Raw genomic sequence first — 16303 nt, 5'->3', positions numbered from 1 at the left:
AACCTCCTGTTTTTTGTGTTTGTCGTAATTCACAAAATAAACAAGGAGGTTTTTATTTGGCAAGCCATCCACAAAATTCGGGATGACTCATGTTTGTTATTGATGTATTTTATAATGTTTTATTTTATCAAATATCTACTTTCTTAACTATTTGATTTGCTGATACAAAATCTTATATTTGATGCAGTAATATATTTCTAACACTTTATTCTTTTTCTTTCTCCTACATGGAAAATCATCTTATTAACAATGGTAACAACAATAATAATTTTCAGAACATAACAAATTCTACTATTAACTTAACAACGGTTTATACTAAACCTAAACTGCCCAAAGAGCTAACTAATCGAGTGCCTAAGCTTAACTTAAATCAGGTAATTGGACGACAAGCTGAAATAAAAGAACTCCATACTTTGCTGTTTGAAAACAAGGATGTTGTGTTAGTAAATGGTTTGGGAGGGATTGGTAAAACTACCTTAAGTCAAGCGTATTTAACAAGATATGCGGAAGAGTATCAACATTTGGCATGGGTAAGTTTAAGTGGTACATCAATTGAAAGTGATTTTATCAATGCGATATCGTTGGAGAAGGCTTTTGGTATTAAAAAAGAAGGTAAGGAAACTAAAGATATTTTCAATCAGTTACTATATGATTTAAAAGCTATTGAAGCTAAGCCCAATTTATTAATACTTGATAATGCCGATGCTAGTTTGTATCAATTTAAAGATATGTTACCAAGCCAACCCAATTGGCATATATTGGTTACTTCCCGAGAAAATATAGAAGGCTTTTATACTAATGAATTAGGTTTTCTTAGTGCCAAAGATGCTCTTTTGTTATTTCAGACACATTGCACAAGGATTAAGGATATAGAGGGTATTGAAAAGCTTTTACAAACCATTGACTACCATACCTTAACTATAGAGATATTAGCTAAGACTGCCCAATTACAACGTTTAGACATTGCACAACTACAAAATGCTATTGAAAAAGATATTAGGGCTAATGTTCATATTTCACATCATGGTAATAAAATAGACAAAGTATATTCCTACTTATCCTCTATTTTTGATTTGGGCAAACTATCAGAGATGGAAGAGTGGCTGATGAAACAAATGTCTTGTTTACCTGCTGATTTTCATCATTATGATTTGATAAAGGAGCTTTGTTGTCCAGAAAGTAGTGGACAAGAAGAATTACTATCTGAAACCTTGGAAAGCTTAACATCAAAAGGTTGGTTACTTAACAACGATGATAGTTACAAAATACATATTATTGTATCAGAAGTAACGCGTAAAAAACTTAATATTGTCATAGAGGATGTAGTTGATTTAGTAGAAAATATAACTACTAAATTATCAATTGATGCAAGTAAAGATAATCCTGTTGATAAGTTTCAATGGATAACTTTTGGAATCACACTAGACACTCTTTTTGGTGATGAAACAGTAGAAATAATAGCAGATATACAAAATAATTTAGGTTTAGTTCTTAAAGAATCAGGTAATTACAAATTAGCAAAAACCTTATTAGAAAAGACTATAAAGTCAGATATAAAAAACTTTGGAACAGAGCATCCTAGAACTGCAAATAAATACTCCAATTTGGGAATAATCCTTCAAAATTTGGGAGATTATATTGGTGCAAAAACCTTATTTTCAAAAGCTTTGATTTTATGTGAAAAAAACTTTGGGATAGAACATCCTGCTACTTTAATTATTTGTTCAAATCTAGGCTTAGTTCTTCAAGTTTTAGGAGATTATGATAGAGCAAAAGAATTACTCGAAAAAGCTTTGATTTCAGATATAAAAAACTTTGGAACAGAGCATCCTAATACAGCAATTAAGTACTCTAATTTAGGTATATTACTTCAAGCCTTAGGGGATTATGATAGAGCAAAAGAGTTACTTGAAAAAGCTTTAAATGTGGATATAAAAAACTTTGGAACAGAGCATCCTAGTACAACACGTTCATATTCTAATTTAGCAACTCTTTTTCTAGCTTTAGGGAAATATGGTGAAGCAAAAACCTTATCAGAGAAAGCGATGATGTTAAATGAAAAATATTTGGGTCCAGAGCATCCTAATACTGCTATTACTTACTCCAATTTAGGGAATATTCTTCATGCTTTAGGTGAATATCCTGGTGCAAAAGTGCTATTAGAAAAAGCTATGATTTCAAATGAAAAAAACTTAGGTCCAGAGCATCCTAATACTTCAATTGCGTACTCTAATTTAGGAAATGTCCTTAGAGCTTTGGGAGATAATGATGGTGCAAAAACCTTATTAGAAAAAGCTATGATTTCAGATGAAAATAACTTTGGTCCAGACCATTTTAATACCGCAACTACTTACTCCAATTTAGGCTTAGTGTTACAAGCTTTAGGTGATTATGTTGGTGCAAAATCTTTATTAGAGAAAGCTTTGATTTCGTGTGAGAAAAATTTGGGTTCAGAGCATCAACATACTGCAACAGCATACACTAACTTAGGTTCAGTCCTTCAACAGTTAGAGAATTATGAAGGGGCAAAAGTATTGTTTGAAAAGGCTATTATTTTAGGGGAAAAAAAGTTTGGAAGTGAGCATCTCAATAATGCAATTAAGAACTCTAATTTGGCAACGGTTCTTTATATTTTAGGCGATTATAATCGTGCAAAAACCTTATGTAAAAAAGCATATTTAATTTATCAAAATCATCTAGGAGAAGAACATCCAACTACTAAACAAGTTAAAAGGAATTTAGATTTTATTATTCAGGAAAAGGGTTAATCAACGCTAATTAATTAAACAAAATGGAAACAGAAATAGAAATTGCTACTGTAGTAGGCTATCTTGCTTCTCAACTCAAAGAGAATGTATCTATCAAATCATTTTTAAATGATTTTGCAGAAGGTACGGTTAATTGGATGCGTGATATCTTTTTAAAAGAGGATGGTTCAGAAAATGATATGGTTCGTAGTTTAAAGGAGAAACCTGATAGTCCAGCCAAGCAAAATGTTGTAAAAGCAGCTATTGCATCAGCCTTGGAAGATAATCCTTCGAATGAACATTTTTTACTAGCAATGGCGAAGGTGATAGCAGAGAAAACAGGAAATAAGACTACTACTAATACGATGAATGTAACAGGGGATAACAATAACAGTATTCAAGGTATTAGTGGAAGTACTATTACAATTCATAAATAAGAGCAAAAGCGTAATTATGGGCTAGTAAAATAAAAAAACACTTAGATGTTATCGCTAAGCGTTTGATAATCATTGTAGTATTGAGGAATATTAACTCTAAACCTCCTGATCCGTAGTCAGGTGCTCACGCTTTTTCATTAGTGCTGAAAGACAACTAGAAGTTTTGATAAAGTTGCGTTTTTTACGAATTATTTATTAGCTATATTTGGATAAATTATTCACTTGACAAAAAATATGTTTGAGCCACTATTTAACTATCTTGAGCTATTTCAAAAAATACCTTTACAAGATAAAGAAACCATTTGCCAAAATATAACATACAAAAAAATAAAGGAAGGTGAAATTTTATTGCAAGAAGGAAAGACAGCAAAAGAAATGTTTTTTATTTGCAAAGGCATTTTAAAAATTGTGAGTATCAGCGATAAGGGAAACGAAGTCATTCATTTCTTTTTAAGTGAAAATCAGTTTTGTACTATTTTGAAAAGTTTTACAGAAAGTACAGTATCAACAGACCGTATCCAAGCAGCTTACGATTCCGAAATAGTTGTTTTTCAAAAAGACAAGTTACATTCATTGTATAACACTTTGCCTTATTTCAAGACCCTTTTGGATAACATTACCAAACAAGCTTTGCTAAATAAAATTGCCTTACGAAACTCTTATATTGGCGAAGACGCAACTACACGTTATCAAAAATTTATTGTGCAACAGTCCAATATAGCGTTAAGGGTTTCACAAACTGATACTGCATCTTATCTTGGCATCACAAAACAATCCTTAAGCAGAATAAAAAGGAACAAGCCTTAGTTCATTTTTTACCATTTGGTAAATCCTTTCTATAACTGACTTTCTACTTTTGTTCAACGAAAAATATTTTCAAGAGCAATAAAAAATAGAAAAATGGAAAGTTTAAAAGGCAAAAAAGTAGTAATTATTGGTGGCAGTTCGGGTATTGGTTTGGCTACTGCAAAAGCAGTTTCTTTAAAAGGTGGACTCGTCATCATTGTTTCGAGTAATCAACAACGTATTGACAAAGCTTTACAAGAATTGCCAACCGAAAGTATTGGCTATACCGTTGATGTAACAAATGAAATGCAAGTCAGAAATCTTTTTGATCGAATTGGAGCATTCGACCATTTGGTATTTACAGCAGGCGAAAGTCTCATTCTTGGTGATGTAGCAGATACAACATTGGAAATGGCTCGCAACTATTTTAATATTCGTTATTGGGGAGCTTTTACAGCCGTAAAATATGCTACACCATTTATCAATATCACAGGTTCAATTGTATTAACAAGCGGTATTGCTAGTAACAGACCTAACAAAGGATGGGCATTAGGTGCAAGTATCTGTGCTGCTATGGAAGGTTTTACGAGAGCAATGGCTTTAGAATTAGCACCAATAAGAGTAAATATTGTTTCACCAGGAGTAGTAAAAACCGAGCTTTGGGGCGGTATGTCTGAAAACGACAGAGAAACGATGTTCACAAATATTGGAAACGCATTGCCCGTAAAACGTGTTGGAGAAGCCCAAGATATAGCCAAGACATTTGTATATTTATTAGAACAACAATATGGTACAGGACAAACACTTATTATTGATGGAGGTACTTCATTAGTATAACTATAGAGACCCCAAACTTCAATATTGCCTTCCTTTGACTTGAACATATTAGGAAGAGCAGGGTTGAAATAGGCTTAAATCGCCTTTGAAACCGAGCGTCGGTCGCCTCATGTCACAGCCTGACTACTTGATGTGTTTATTCCTAGCGAGGGACTTAAGTCCCTCGCTAGGGATAAACACGTTGATTATCAATTATTTATATACTTATGGGTAATCACTAGGACTTAAGTCACCCGCTAATAGAAAGAAGTTTAAGAAAATATTTTACCCAAGGCTAGTGTCTTCCCCAGCCCTCATTCAGCAAAGGAAATAGCTATCGCCTAACGCTCCACCATTTGTGCTGAAAGACAAGTACAAGCTTTGATAAAAATGATTTTAATCCATTAAACGTTCTGAGAACGTTTTTATCTTTCATTCGATTTGCCCTTGCGGAACAAATCGAATAGCGTGTGAATCTCTTATCCCTAGCGAGGGACTTAAGTCCCTCGCTAGGGATAAATATATTGATTATCAGGAATTTTTACCCAAGGCTGGTGTCTTCCCCAGCCCTCATCCACCAAAGGGGATTCTAATGCTCTTCCATTTTCCCTTCCGCAACAAATCAAATAGCAAGAGTATTAAATTAGCTTTTCTACATATATTGTGATAGATTTTAAGTTTTGAAGAAATAAAACATGAATTATTCTTTTGCTGCTGGTTGCTTTATTTTTCTAGCGTTTGTTGTTTATATAAACCTACAACATAATATTAAAAATGCTAAAACGTGGTTTAGTAGCTTTTTGATTTGTGTGGGTTTAGCATTAATAGAGCGAGATTTGTATGAAAAATACCCGAATTTTGTGGCGTTAAGTGAATGTAGCCGTTTTTTAATCGCACCATGTTTATATTTTAGCATAGTATATTTTACACACCCTAAGTATCACTTTTCTAAGTACGATTTACTGCATTTTATCCCGTTTACGATATTTACTTTTTTCGCTTTTAGTTTTTTGATACAACATAAATATCCCATCATATCTCCACCCCAATTGAGCAGATACCTTGGTACAGCAGTATTACTTACATTAAGGTTGCAAATAATCGTATATTGGACGATGTCATTTGTCTTATTAAGAAGACACCGAAAGGATATTAGGTTATTTTCCTCTGAAGATGCCTCGATAAATCTTGATTGGCTATTGAGGCTATTGTTTGTTATTTTGGCAATCATCCTTATCGGAATGTTGAAATTCAAATCCTTACTAGGGTTTGATTATTTACCTGTCTTTTACAGTGTTGCTTGTGGTGCAATTGCCTATTACATTTTACAACAAAAAGAAATCTATCCATTCCCAGATACAGTAAAAACAGAGATTCAAGAAATAATTGAAAACAATCATTCAAAAAAGAATACTGTTCCACGGCTAAATGAACAAGAGGCAGTATTATTGAAATTGAAATTGGAGTCTATTATGGAAAGCGAAAAACCATACTTGCAGAGTGATATTAACTTGTATCAACTGGCTGAAAAACTATCCATATCTACCCACGATTTATCCTTTTTGCTTAATGCTAGTCTTTCCATAAGTTTTAATAGTTTTATCAATCATTACAGAATAAATGAAGCCAAAAGACTTTTAATGTCTAGCAAACACACGTTTTTAAGCATTGAAGGAATTGGCTACGAAGCTGGCTTTAGCTCAAAGTCCGCATTTTTTACTTGTTTCAAAAAAGTTGTTGGTTGCTCTCCTTTAGAATTCAAGAAAAATCAGGATATAACCTAGCTTTTTAGTTCAATTGGATAATTCTGAACTTTTCGCTGTGGCTTCACGGATAGATTTGTGTTTTGAAAATTAAAAAATTTGAAACTTAAAATCTGAAAAAGAAATGAATTATTTTAAAAAAATTGGTCTAATTATCTTTACAGGCTTAGTCTTCGTAAAAGTATTAAGTAGGTTATGCTCCTTCGTTTTAAAGTCAATTCCCTTATTATTCCTAATTATTCCAAGTCTTATAATGTTGGTTTGTTATGTTGCATACTCATTGTGGGGGGTAAAAAGAGAAAAGGATTTTACGAAAATTTACAAAACCAACATCGCAATACTATGTGGCGCTATTGCCCTTGATTTGATTAGTTTCTGTTGGCAAAAAATTTTCCATTTTCAGTTTAATGTGCCATTAGGAATGTTAGACCTGCCTTTTACTGAAATTGATGATGTTTCGTTGATGTGGGCATTTTTCGGAAGGTCATTCCCATTTATTGTAACCATTGGTTTATTGCAAATGGTGGGTTCATTATTGCTACTTTTCTCAAAAACCAGAAGTTTGGGAGTTTTTATGCTCTTACCAATCATGTTAACGATTCTAAGTATCGATATTTTTTACCATTTAGACTTTGGGGTGCTTAGTCATGCCATCATGCACGTTGTTGCTTTGTTTTATCTGCTCTTTCAAGATGTTGAAAAAATAAGAGATTTCTTTTTTTCCACAAACTGGAATACTTCTCATTTGCTTTCAACAAGCCCCATTATTAAAACATCGTTACGATTAATTATTTTATTTTTACCCCTGTTCATGGTCTTATTACGTCTTCCAAGAGATAAAAACGCTCAACTTACAGGGAAGTATCAAGTGCAAAAATTAGCAATTAATGGTATAGATAAAAAAGCAACATCAGTGTATGACAGTACCTTAACAAGGGTTTATTTTGATGTAGTTAATGATATTGTATTTGATTTCAACACCACCAATACTCGATTTATAGGTACTTATGAGTTAAATGAAGGTAAGATTATTGCCAAATGGCATTATCCTCGAAAGGATATTCCTCCATTTATAGGCAATATAACAATTGAAGAAAATCGTCGGATACTTTCGGGAGTAATGGGTAAAGATACTTTGGAGGTAGTGTTGGAAAGATAAAAATAACTCATGGCATGACTCAGAATCATCTTGATAATAGACGGATTTCTGTAAGTCATGCCATGAGTTATTTTGACAAACGCTCTTTTATTTGTTATAAAAGACAAGTGAATGCTTTGATAAAGAGGGTTTTAATTTAAAGTAGATAGTTAATTAAACGTTCAAAGAACATTTTTATCTTTCATTCGATTTGCCCTTGTGGAATAAATCGAATAGCGTGTTTAATTATTATTCTTTTGAATAATCGGCACTGAAAATATTGATAAACGTATCTGATACTGTTCCAACAATTGTAAAATCGCCGTTTGAATTTACAGTATTCTTCCTTACAACAGTTAATGTTGGATGTGAATAGGTATAAGTGATTATTTCTTTAGAGCCAATTATTTTTGTTTTTTCGCTGGCACTATAATATTCTATTTCTGTTTCATTTTTAAAATATAGAATCTTGTAAACGTTGCTATTATCAACAACACTTTTATAATTAAATGATGACCACCGAGTGCCAACTAGGCTTTTAGCTGGTGTTGGTTCATCTTTCTTACAAGAACTGAGTGTGAACAGAATAACAATTGAGACAATTAGTAGTTTTTTCATTTTTGTAGTGTATTTATTTATTGTTAAGTTTTCGGTGATTGAATGGGCATATTTCGATGAACATGTCTTTATAGATGTAATTTATTTACTATAGACTTATCAAAAATAGCCTATCGTCATGGTTTTTTCAATAAGATAAGAATATTAACAAGTGATTTTTTATTAAACGGTATGTGTCACAAGGACAAAACCTACCTAAGTACCTCCGTATGAGTATCAAAGTACATATTAGCCTCTTTGAAATGCTCTTTTTTGTATTTATTCAAAAAGTCTTTTCCCAAGAATGTACCTGCTATTTTATTTAATGGAATAATGAAAAGTTCTGATGGGTCAGATGCTACCCCACCGATACCGATGATGATAAATACCTTTTGGTTTTTATTGCTTTCGTATTTTCTATACTTTTCTAACTGTCGTTCTGTACACCATTCAACGCCATTTTTATAGTAGTCGCTTCTGTATTTACACTCCACTGCAAAAGTTGTGTTAACATCGTGCCATTGAAAACGCATGGTAAAATCTGGATTTGAATTACTTTCAGGATATACACCATTGACAGATTTATCACTCCTCCAATCAGCAAGCGTAAAATACTTTTTTGCAAATTTCTGTATTACATATCCCTCAAAATCATGCCCTTTTTGTAAATCACTTTGGGTGTCTTTATGCGGTTTTTCTTGTTGGGTGGGTGCTGGCTCATTGATTATTTTATGTGTTTCAGCCAAAGGAGTTTCTTTTTGATTGATAATTATAATCCCTACAATAATAGCCAATACGCCAATGATAATCAGTGTAATCCCTAATGTCATTTTGTTTTTCATGGTTTAATGAATGATTTTATACTATGCCTACAAATTAATGGCTGTTTGTGGTACGTTATCAAACTGAGAAGAGAGGTTGGAGAGCTACATAGTTGACGAGGAGGCTCATTAGTAGCGATTTAATAGGGTGTTCTAAATTTCTATGGAAAGCATGGTCAGTGATGTTGCCTAAGTTGAACTTTCTGATGTATAGCTGTGTGGTCATTTGTAGATTTTGATATAAAGTAAGATGTCGCAATTTCGCTAAAACTTTACAAAAAACAAAACAGTTTACTTACCCTGTTACTGTGTCCAGTATAATTGCGAACGCACTACGTTCGCAATTGAGTCCTTGTTGGTATTTTCACCAATAACCTTTGTGTAAGCAGTAAGCAAGAAATAATTTAATGATTTACCTTAATACTGACTTGTATTATCTCGAATAGTTTTGAAGCAGTATTCAATTAAGAATGTGGAGGAGGTACTCAAAATAAAAAATCTCAAGCAAATGCTTGAGATTTTTGGTTGTGGTCTCGTAGGGATTCGAACCCCAAACCTCCTGATCCGTAGTCAGGTGCTCTATCCAATTGAGCTACGAAACCATCTTGTGGTAATTTTTTCCCGTTGTTTCGGACTGCAAAGGTAGTAGGTTATTTTTCTAATCCAAAACAAAAAAGACGAAAAATTTAAACTTTTTTGTAAGTTTCTGATTTTTAGGAAATTAAAATTGAAAGTTTTTTTGTTAGCTTTCGGCTATCGGTCTTCGGATGTCGGCTTTTGATAGTGGGCTTTTGGATGTCAGTCTTCAGCTTTCGGATTTTTTGCTTTAAGGTATAAGCAATAATGTCTATTGCTTGCACCCTAAAGTTTTTACCCGCTGATTCTCGCTGATTGAATACGCAGATTTACGCTAATCTTATAAAGCTGATAACTGACATCCGAAAGCCGAATGCCGAAGTCCGATAGCTCACAGCTGATAGCTCAAATCTCACAGCTTAATATATCTTCTCCTTCTGCTCTTTTACTTTTGCATCCGTGATATAATCATCGAAGCTCATCAATTTATCTAAATAGCCTTTTGGTCCTAGTTCTAAGATACGGTTGGCTACTGTTTGCGTAAGTTGGTGGTCATGGCAAGTGAAAAGAATAGTACCTGTAAAATCTACCATACCGTTGTTTAATGCCGTGATAGACTCCAAGTCTAAGTGGTTAGTCGGCTCATCAAAGATGGCAACGTTCGCACCCGAAAGCATCATTCTTGAGAACATACAACGCTGTTTTTCACCTCCTGAGATAACAGTACATTTCTTCAAGGCTTCATCGCCTGAGAACAACATTCTGCCCAAGAATCCACGGATAAACGATTCATCCTTTTCAGCAGAATACTGACGTAGCCAGTCTACCAAATTTAACGAACCATCTTTGAAGTATTCAGCGTTATCGTTTGGCAAATAAGCCTGCGTAGTAGTTACACCCCATTTGTACGTTCCTGAGTCGGCAACACGTTCGCCCATTAGTACGTCAAATAAAGCACTTACTGCCAAAGAATCGCGAGAGAGTACTGCCAATTTATCACCCTTGGTCAATGTGAAAGATACATCTTTGAATAAATAACCACCTTCTGGGTTTTTTACCGATAGTCCTTCTACCGAAAGCAACTGGTCGCCCGCTTCGCGTTCTGGTTTGAAGTTGATAAATGGATAACGTCTTGATGATGGCTTGATGTCTTCCACCTGTAATTTATCCAACATTTTCTGACGCGACGTAGCCTGTTTCGACTTGGCAACGTTGGCCGAGAAACGACGGATAAATTCTTCTAATTCTTTACGCTTCTCATCAGTCTTCTTGTTTTGGTCAGCACGCTGACGAGCCGCCAATTGTGATGATTCGTACCAGAACGTATATGTACCACCGTATAGTTGGATTTTACCAAAATCTAAATCGGCAATGTGTGTACAAACGTTATCCAAGAAGTGACGGTCGTGAGAAACGACAATGACTGTATTTTTGAAGTTTGTCAAGAAGTTCTCTAACCATAGGATAGACTCGATGTCTAAGTTGTTGGTAGGTTCATCTAGTAACAAAATATCTGGCGAGCCAAACAACGCTTGCGCCAAAAGTACCTTTACTTTCTCAGAACCAGATACATCTTTTAGCAAAGTATAGTGCAAATCTTCTTTAATGCCTAGTCCACTTAACAACGAAGCCGCCTCTGATTCAGCCTCCCAACCGTTCATTTCGGCAAATTCAGCCTCTAAATCAGCCGCACGGTTTCCATCCTCTTCGGTAAAATCTTCTTTTAGGTAAATAGCATCTTTCTCGATCATGATATCGTACAGACGTTTGTTACCCATGATAACGGCTTGTAAAACAGGCACTTCTTCGTATTCAAAGTGGTTCTGTTTCAACATCGACATACGTTCGCCTGGGTTCATGGTTACTGAGCCAGTCTGCGAGTCGATTTCACCTGATAAAATCTTTAAAAACGTAGATTTTCCTGCACCATTAGCCCCGATAAGACCATAGCAGTTGCCTTCTACAAATTTGATATTTACTTCTTCAAAAAGTACCCGTTTACCAAAACGGAGTGATACATTTGATACGTTTAGCATTATTGTAAGTATTATTGCTGGATATAGACACCGACTAAAAAAATCGCTTTGTCATCTGTTTTTAGGTTGATTATGAAGGTTTTGAACCGTTTTGTCTATCAAAAATTCAATAATCAACAGCTTTGTATAAAAAATCATACAAAATTACGACAATGCACTGAATTGACACGATAAAAAGCTGATATTCAAAAATTATTCTTGATGCACTGGTTGTAATCCCGTGGTTTGTGGCACGTAAAACACAATCTAACCACAATAGTAGGAGCAATCCCTTGCGGTTGCCTTTACCTTCGGGGAGGCTTTAAACCTCCCAGACAATAGGAAAACAAAGGGGTACAAACGAATTTTTTTACTGATGCACACGGCAACCGCAAGTTGTATGTTTTTCTATGACTAGGGTGGGTAAGTTGTTGGTAATCAAAGTGTAGAAACCTCATCCCCCAGCCCCTTCTCCTTCAGAGAAGGGGAGCAGACTCTGGGGTCGAAAGCTCCCCTCTCTGAAGGAGAGGGGTTGGGGGTGAGGTTGTTATACGTTGACTACCAGAAGGTTACGGACTTATGTATAAACCGTAGCTCTGAAGAGAACGGGACGCGTAGTCGGGGTTGGGGCGACCGCCGCTGCGGATGAGGTAAAAAACCACCCACCCCCTCATTTCTCTCAAATTATTTCCCTATATTTAAACTCTTGAAAACCACCCATTAACATGAAAACAGACTACGAAGAAGGCGAACTACTAGAATTTAACGAAAAGGGCGAAACCAAGCTCTTTGGTTTAGACTATACCGAAATGGTGTATGTGGAAAAAGGAACGTTTAACATTGGGGATAATAGTTCTGGAGAAAGTGATGAGAAAGAAGCCTCCATTAGTTTTGATAAAGGTTATTTTATAGGTAAATACCCCGTTACCCAACAACTTTATGAACGTATTACTGGAATAAATCCTTCACATTTTAAGGGTAAAAATAGACCTGTGGAATATGTTTCTTGGGATGATATTTGTGTGGATAGTAAAGATAATGTTAGTTTTTTGAGGCAACTAAATAATCAATTCTCTGATTCAGAGGGTTCAACTGAGGGTAAATTTGCTTTGCCCTCAGAGGCTCAGTGGGAATATGCTGCCAGAGGGGGTAAGGCTTGGGATAATCCTAAATTTGTATATGCTGGTAGCAATAATATTCATGATGTAGCATGGTTTGAAGGCAATGCTAATAGGCAAACGATGCCAGTAGGGTTAAAGCAACCTAATGCTTTAGGAATTTATGATATGTCGGGTAATGTATTTGAGTGGTGTCAAGGTTGGTATGTTTCAGATTACACATTGATACCCCCAAATGGGGAAGCTTTTGAAAAATCGGGTACTCTTCGGGTTTTGCGTGGCGGCGGTTGGTACTTTCAAGCACAGATTTGCCGAGTGGCTTATCGCTCCGACAACGACCCAGAGCATCGTAATTACTATTACGGGTTTCGGTTAGTTTTCTTTCAAGTTTTAGCATAAGTATATCTGTTGTCCGTTAATTGTTATCTGTATTTTATTTATATCTATTGTTATGCAAGAAAAAATTAAAGACTCTCTGGAAGCAAAAGGCTTTAACAAAATATCTAATAATATAGACCTTATCAAAGTCACCAATGATGACAAACAAGATTTAAGGTGTTTTTTTGATAATGAGCGATTGGGCTTACATATCAGCGGGGTAAACCCAAATTTGGATGTTGAAGAAATATTGGAAGATAAAGAAATTGGTCAATATTTAGAGGTTCTATATATTTCAAGTTCTCTCTTGCAAGAAATAACGATTGATAGTACAAATTTCCCTATGCTAAAGTATATCAACCTAAATCAAAATGATGCTTTAAAAACAATTACACTTAATAATTTATCCTCACTTGAAGAACTTTATACACATCATTGCCCAGCATTAGAGAAACTATATTTAGAGGGTGAATTCCTCTCTTTAGCAAAACTGGATACCTCATTTTGTATCCTTAAAGAACTAAACCTACCTACTAGTCTCCCTAAATTAGGGTATTTTAATTTTACTAAAAACCATCTTGATAGCACCGAATTTCTAAGTTTTGTGGCTGATAAAGACAGTCAATTAAATATGGAGTATTTATTTTGGAAAGGTAATCCCTTACCCGAAAGTTTTATAAATACCTTAGAAATAAACGAAATAAGCGTTCTTAAAGCATTCTTTATTGGCAACCAAGTAAGTATTTATCGTAAAAAACTTATTCTTTTAGGCAATACTCAAGCGGGCAAAACTAGTTTATGCGATATTTTGTTGGATACAAACCATGCCAATGGTAATAGTACACATGGTGTAAATATTTGTACTTACGAGCCTGAAAAAAATAAAATTATACAAATTTATGATTTTGGTGGACAAGACTTTTACCACAATACCCATTTGTCTTTTTTTAGTACGAATGCCAATTATTTGTTGGTATATGGTAATGGACAAAAAGATGAATATTACCAAATTGATGCTCAAGACGTTATCAGAAAGGATGATGTTTTCCCGATGCAATATTGGTTAAACAGTATTGCCGCCAATGTAGGTTTAGCAGAACAAACAGATTCTGTAGCTATTGCTCAAAATGAAGAGAAGGATTTGTTAGAAGAGTTGGATAAAGAAGAAGATAGCCTAATCCCTAAGAACCCAAACCCTGACGAGCATTCATCTGAATCATTTAATAAACTAAAGGATAGCCAAACCATTGAAAAACAATTTGATGACAAAAATATCAAACTAGGCTTACTTGAAAACCTCTTAGAAAACAAAAAAGCTAAAAGACTTAACGAAAAAACGTTAGAAGAAGAATTTGGAGCTACTGAGTTTTGGCATTATCAATTGCGTAAAACCCCAAAGTCTCCCCTTGGTGATGATGAGGCTAACCTTATAAAAGCAACTTTCGATAATTGGCTTTTGCAAAACATTCGCCAAGACCAATTAAGGCAAGACATTAAAAATTGGGGCGAAAACATTCAAAAAAAAAATCCAGAAAATGCTATTGTAGAAAAAGCTACCATAGTGAATGATGAGGGTAAAATGCTTTCAGAAGCCGAATTCAAATTGCTGCATGCTAGCTACTATATTTTTCTTTGTGAACCCCAAAAAAAGGAAACCATTCCTCCCGTTTTAACCCAAAAAGTAATCGTTAACCTAGGGTTATTTGCTCAATGGATTTATGCCATTCTTAATTTAGAGAACCTATTAGGGAAAGGTTATTTTAATGCAGAGAAAGCAGAGACATGGCTGAAAAAAACAAAGTTTAATCCAGCTATACCGCATCTTGATTTTATCATTGCATATCTGTTATATCAAAAAATGATTTTTCAGATAGAAAGTAGTAACGAATTTTTAGTACCACAATATTTACCCGAACCCCAATACCCCGCGGATAAATTATTGCTTAATCTGTTTAAAAAACCATTTGTCAGATACGAATTTACAGGTTTTTACCATACCCAATTGCTAACTAATATTATTGCTAAGTTCTTTGAGAAGGTAGCCAAAGAAAAGGTAGATGGACAATATCGATACTTAATCTGGAAAAACAAAGTAATATTGTACTTAGTAAAACAGGATGATATTGTAGATAAAAACCCTGCTAATTTTTTATTAATAACCTTTGACATCATAGACCAACAACCCACTTTATCGCTCTCGGTGTTAGATAATAAAGATTTGAATGAACGCTATGATACTATAAAGACCGTAGTTAAGTTTATTGATGAAACCTTAGAAAAGGATGCCATTAAGCACAAAAAACTGTTAAAAGCCCCCAATAACCACTATATTGATGCCAAGCTGTTAGGTGAAAACAACACCGATAGCAAAGGCAATATCAGTGATTTAATATTTGATGTCCATGCAAAATGTTTTTACCGAAAAGGCGATTTTCCACTATTTGTTGACCCCAAAATATTCCCAATGAAAAAGATATTTATTTCGTATTCTAAATTCGACGAACCTTATAAAAACGAATTCAAATCTCATTTAATTTCGCTTCAACGAGAGAATCTAATTGATACTTTTGATGATAGAGAATTAGAACTAGGCGAGAAGTGGGATTCAAAACTCCGTCAAAAAATACAAGAATGTGATTTTTTTGTGTGCTTGGTCAGTGTGAAATTTCTGAATGTAGGTTATATCGAGAACATAGAACTTCCTGAAGCATTTAGAAATAATAAGCGATTGATTTTAATTATCATCAAGCCTTGCGACTGGCAAAACTTCACCATCACATGGATTGATGAGAATGGTAACAGAACCACACAAAAACTAGGAGATTATAATGCCTTTGACAAAGGAAATGCTATTGGTTTACAAGAAAATTATGTAGATTCAACGAAAATAATAAAGCCAAATACTGAAATCGAAAGAGATTATCAGTGGTTAAGGGTAATACAAGCAATAAGAGACTTGTTGAAAAAGTAAAACACTACGCCAAGCGAGGGCTTGAACAATCAGAGATTGTCATTTTGGCTTTCCTTGAAAATTATTTTTAGATATTGATTTAGAATAAAATCCACTCATATTCTGGGTGGATTTTTCATTTCACCTAAGGTGATTTATTT

At 34.4% G+C, this 16303-nt stretch carries 11 protein-coding genes and 1 tRNA gene; 8 read left to right on the top strand and 4 right to left on the bottom strand.

What is annotated here, in order from left to right:
* Positions 1-227: 227 nt before the first annotated feature.
* From J2Y60_RS24690 to J2Y60_RS24665, 6 genes are all read left to right on the top strand, one after another.
* Positions 228-2768, top strand: coding sequence for a tetratricopeptide repeat protein (locus J2Y60_RS24690; protein ID WP_309924732.1), 2541 nt, complete (start codon positions 228-230; stop codon positions 2766-2768).
* A gap of 23 nt (positions 2769-2791) precedes the next feature.
* Positions 2792-3184, top strand: a complete 393-nt coding sequence (locus tag J2Y60_RS24685; RefSeq protein ID WP_309924731.1) for a hypothetical protein — start codon at positions 2792-2794, stop codon at positions 3182-3184.
* 222 nt (positions 3185-3406) lie between these two features.
* Entirely contained in the window at positions 3407-3991 is a 585-nt protein-coding gene (locus J2Y60_RS24680; protein WP_309994786.1) for a Crp/Fnr family transcriptional regulator, read from the top strand.
* 93 nt (positions 3992-4084) lie between these two features.
* Positions 4085-4807: an SDR family oxidoreductase gene (locus J2Y60_RS24675; RefSeq protein ID WP_309924729.1), complete on the top strand. Its 723-nt coding sequence runs from the start codon at positions 4085-4087 to the stop codon at positions 4805-4807.
* 674 nt (positions 4808-5481) lie between these two features.
* Positions 5482-6570 carry a helix-turn-helix domain-containing protein gene (locus J2Y60_RS24670; protein ID WP_309924727.1) on the top strand — a complete coding sequence of 363 codons (1089 nt, stop codon included), beginning with the start codon at positions 5482-5484 and terminating at the stop codon, positions 6568-6570.
* 103 nt (positions 6571-6673) lie between these two features.
* On the top strand, positions 6674-7708 hold the full coding sequence (locus J2Y60_RS24665) for a hypothetical protein (RefSeq protein WP_309924726.1): 1035 nt from the start codon (positions 6674-6676) through the stop codon (positions 7706-7708).
* Between the two features lie 228 nt (positions 7709-7936).
* Here J2Y60_RS24665 and J2Y60_RS24660 read toward each other — a convergent pair whose 3' ends face one another.
* The 4 genes from J2Y60_RS24660 to J2Y60_RS24645 all read right to left on the bottom strand — a co-directional run bounded on the left by J2Y60_RS24660 (position 7937) and on the right by J2Y60_RS24645 (position 11717).
* Complete coding sequence (locus J2Y60_RS24660) at positions 7937-8305, bottom strand: hypothetical protein (protein ID WP_309924725.1); 369 nt, start codon at positions 8303-8305, stop codon at positions 7937-7939.
* Positions 8306-8496: 191 nt separating this feature from the next.
* Positions 8497-9126 carry a hypothetical protein gene (locus tag J2Y60_RS24655; RefSeq protein WP_309924724.1) on the bottom strand — a complete coding sequence of 210 codons (630 nt, stop codon included), beginning with the start codon at positions 9124-9126 and terminating at the stop codon, positions 8497-8499.
* 507 nt (positions 9127-9633) lie between these two features.
* Positions 9634-9707 (bottom strand) — tRNA-Arg (locus tag J2Y60_RS24650).
* A 393-nt stretch (positions 9708-10100) separates the two neighbouring features.
* Positions 10101-11717 (bottom strand): ATP-binding cassette domain-containing protein, encoded by a 1617-nt coding sequence (locus tag J2Y60_RS24645; RefSeq protein WP_309924723.1) that lies wholly within the window; start codon positions 11715-11717, stop codon positions 10101-10103.
* A gap of 704 nt (positions 11718-12421) precedes the next feature.
* On the opposite strand from J2Y60_RS24645, the gene J2Y60_RS24640 reads away from it, so the two are divergent.
* Positions 12422-13213, top strand: coding sequence for a formylglycine-generating enzyme family protein (locus J2Y60_RS24640; protein WP_309924722.1), 792 nt, complete (start codon positions 12422-12424; stop codon positions 13211-13213).
* A 52-nt stretch (positions 13214-13265) separates the two neighbouring features.
* Positions 13266-16163, top strand: a complete 2898-nt coding sequence (locus tag J2Y60_RS24635; protein ID WP_309924721.1) for a TIR domain-containing protein — start codon at positions 13266-13268, stop codon at positions 16161-16163.
* Positions 16164-16303: the final 140 nt, after the last annotated feature.

It is taken from the genome of Arcicella sp. BE140, from assembly GCF_031456255.1.
Classification (GTDB): domain Bacteria; phylum Bacteroidota; class Bacteroidia; order Cytophagales; family Spirosomataceae; genus Arcicella; species Arcicella aquatica.
This window is presented reverse-complemented; position numbering and strand designations above follow the sequence as displayed.

What these genes read in the sequence shown, in the direction of transcription:
- J2Y60_RS24690 (WP_309924732.1), top strand. Translation starts at nt 228, where the DNA reads ATGGAAAATCATCTTATTAACAATGGTAACAACAATAATAATTTTCAG.
- J2Y60_RS24685 (WP_309924731.1), top strand. Translation starts at nt 2,792, where the DNA reads ATGGAAACAGAAATAGAAATTGCTACTGTAGTAGGCTATCTTGCTTCT.
- J2Y60_RS24675 (WP_309924729.1), top strand. Translation starts at nt 4,085, where the DNA reads ATGGAAAGTTTAAAAGGCAAAAAAGTAGTAATTATTGGTGGCAGTTCG.
- J2Y60_RS24670 (WP_309924727.1), top strand. Translation starts at nt 5,482, where the DNA reads ATGAATTATTCTTTTGCTGCTGGTTGCTTTATTTTTCTAGCGTTTGTT.
- J2Y60_RS24665 (WP_309924726.1), top strand. Translation starts at nt 6,674, where the DNA reads ATGAATTATTTTAAAAAAATTGGTCTAATTATCTTTACAGGCTTAGTC.
- J2Y60_RS24660 (WP_309924725.1), bottom strand. Translation starts at nt 8,305, where the DNA reads ATGAAAAAACTACTAATTGTCTCAATTGTTATTCTGTTCACACTCAGT.
- J2Y60_RS24655 (WP_309924724.1), bottom strand. Translation starts at nt 9,126, where the DNA reads ATGAAAAACAAAATGACATTAGGGATTACACTGATTATCATTGGCGTA.
- J2Y60_RS24645 (WP_309924723.1), bottom strand. Translation starts at nt 11,717, where the DNA reads ATGCTAAACGTATCAAATGTATCACTCCGTTTTGGTAAACGGGTACTT.
- J2Y60_RS24640 (WP_309924722.1), top strand. Translation starts at nt 12,422, where the DNA reads ATGAAAACAGACTACGAAGAAGGCGAACTACTAGAATTTAACGAAAAG.
- J2Y60_RS24635 (WP_309924721.1), top strand. Translation starts at nt 13,266, where the DNA reads ATGCAAGAAAAAATTAAAGACTCTCTGGAAGCAAAAGGCTTTAACAAA.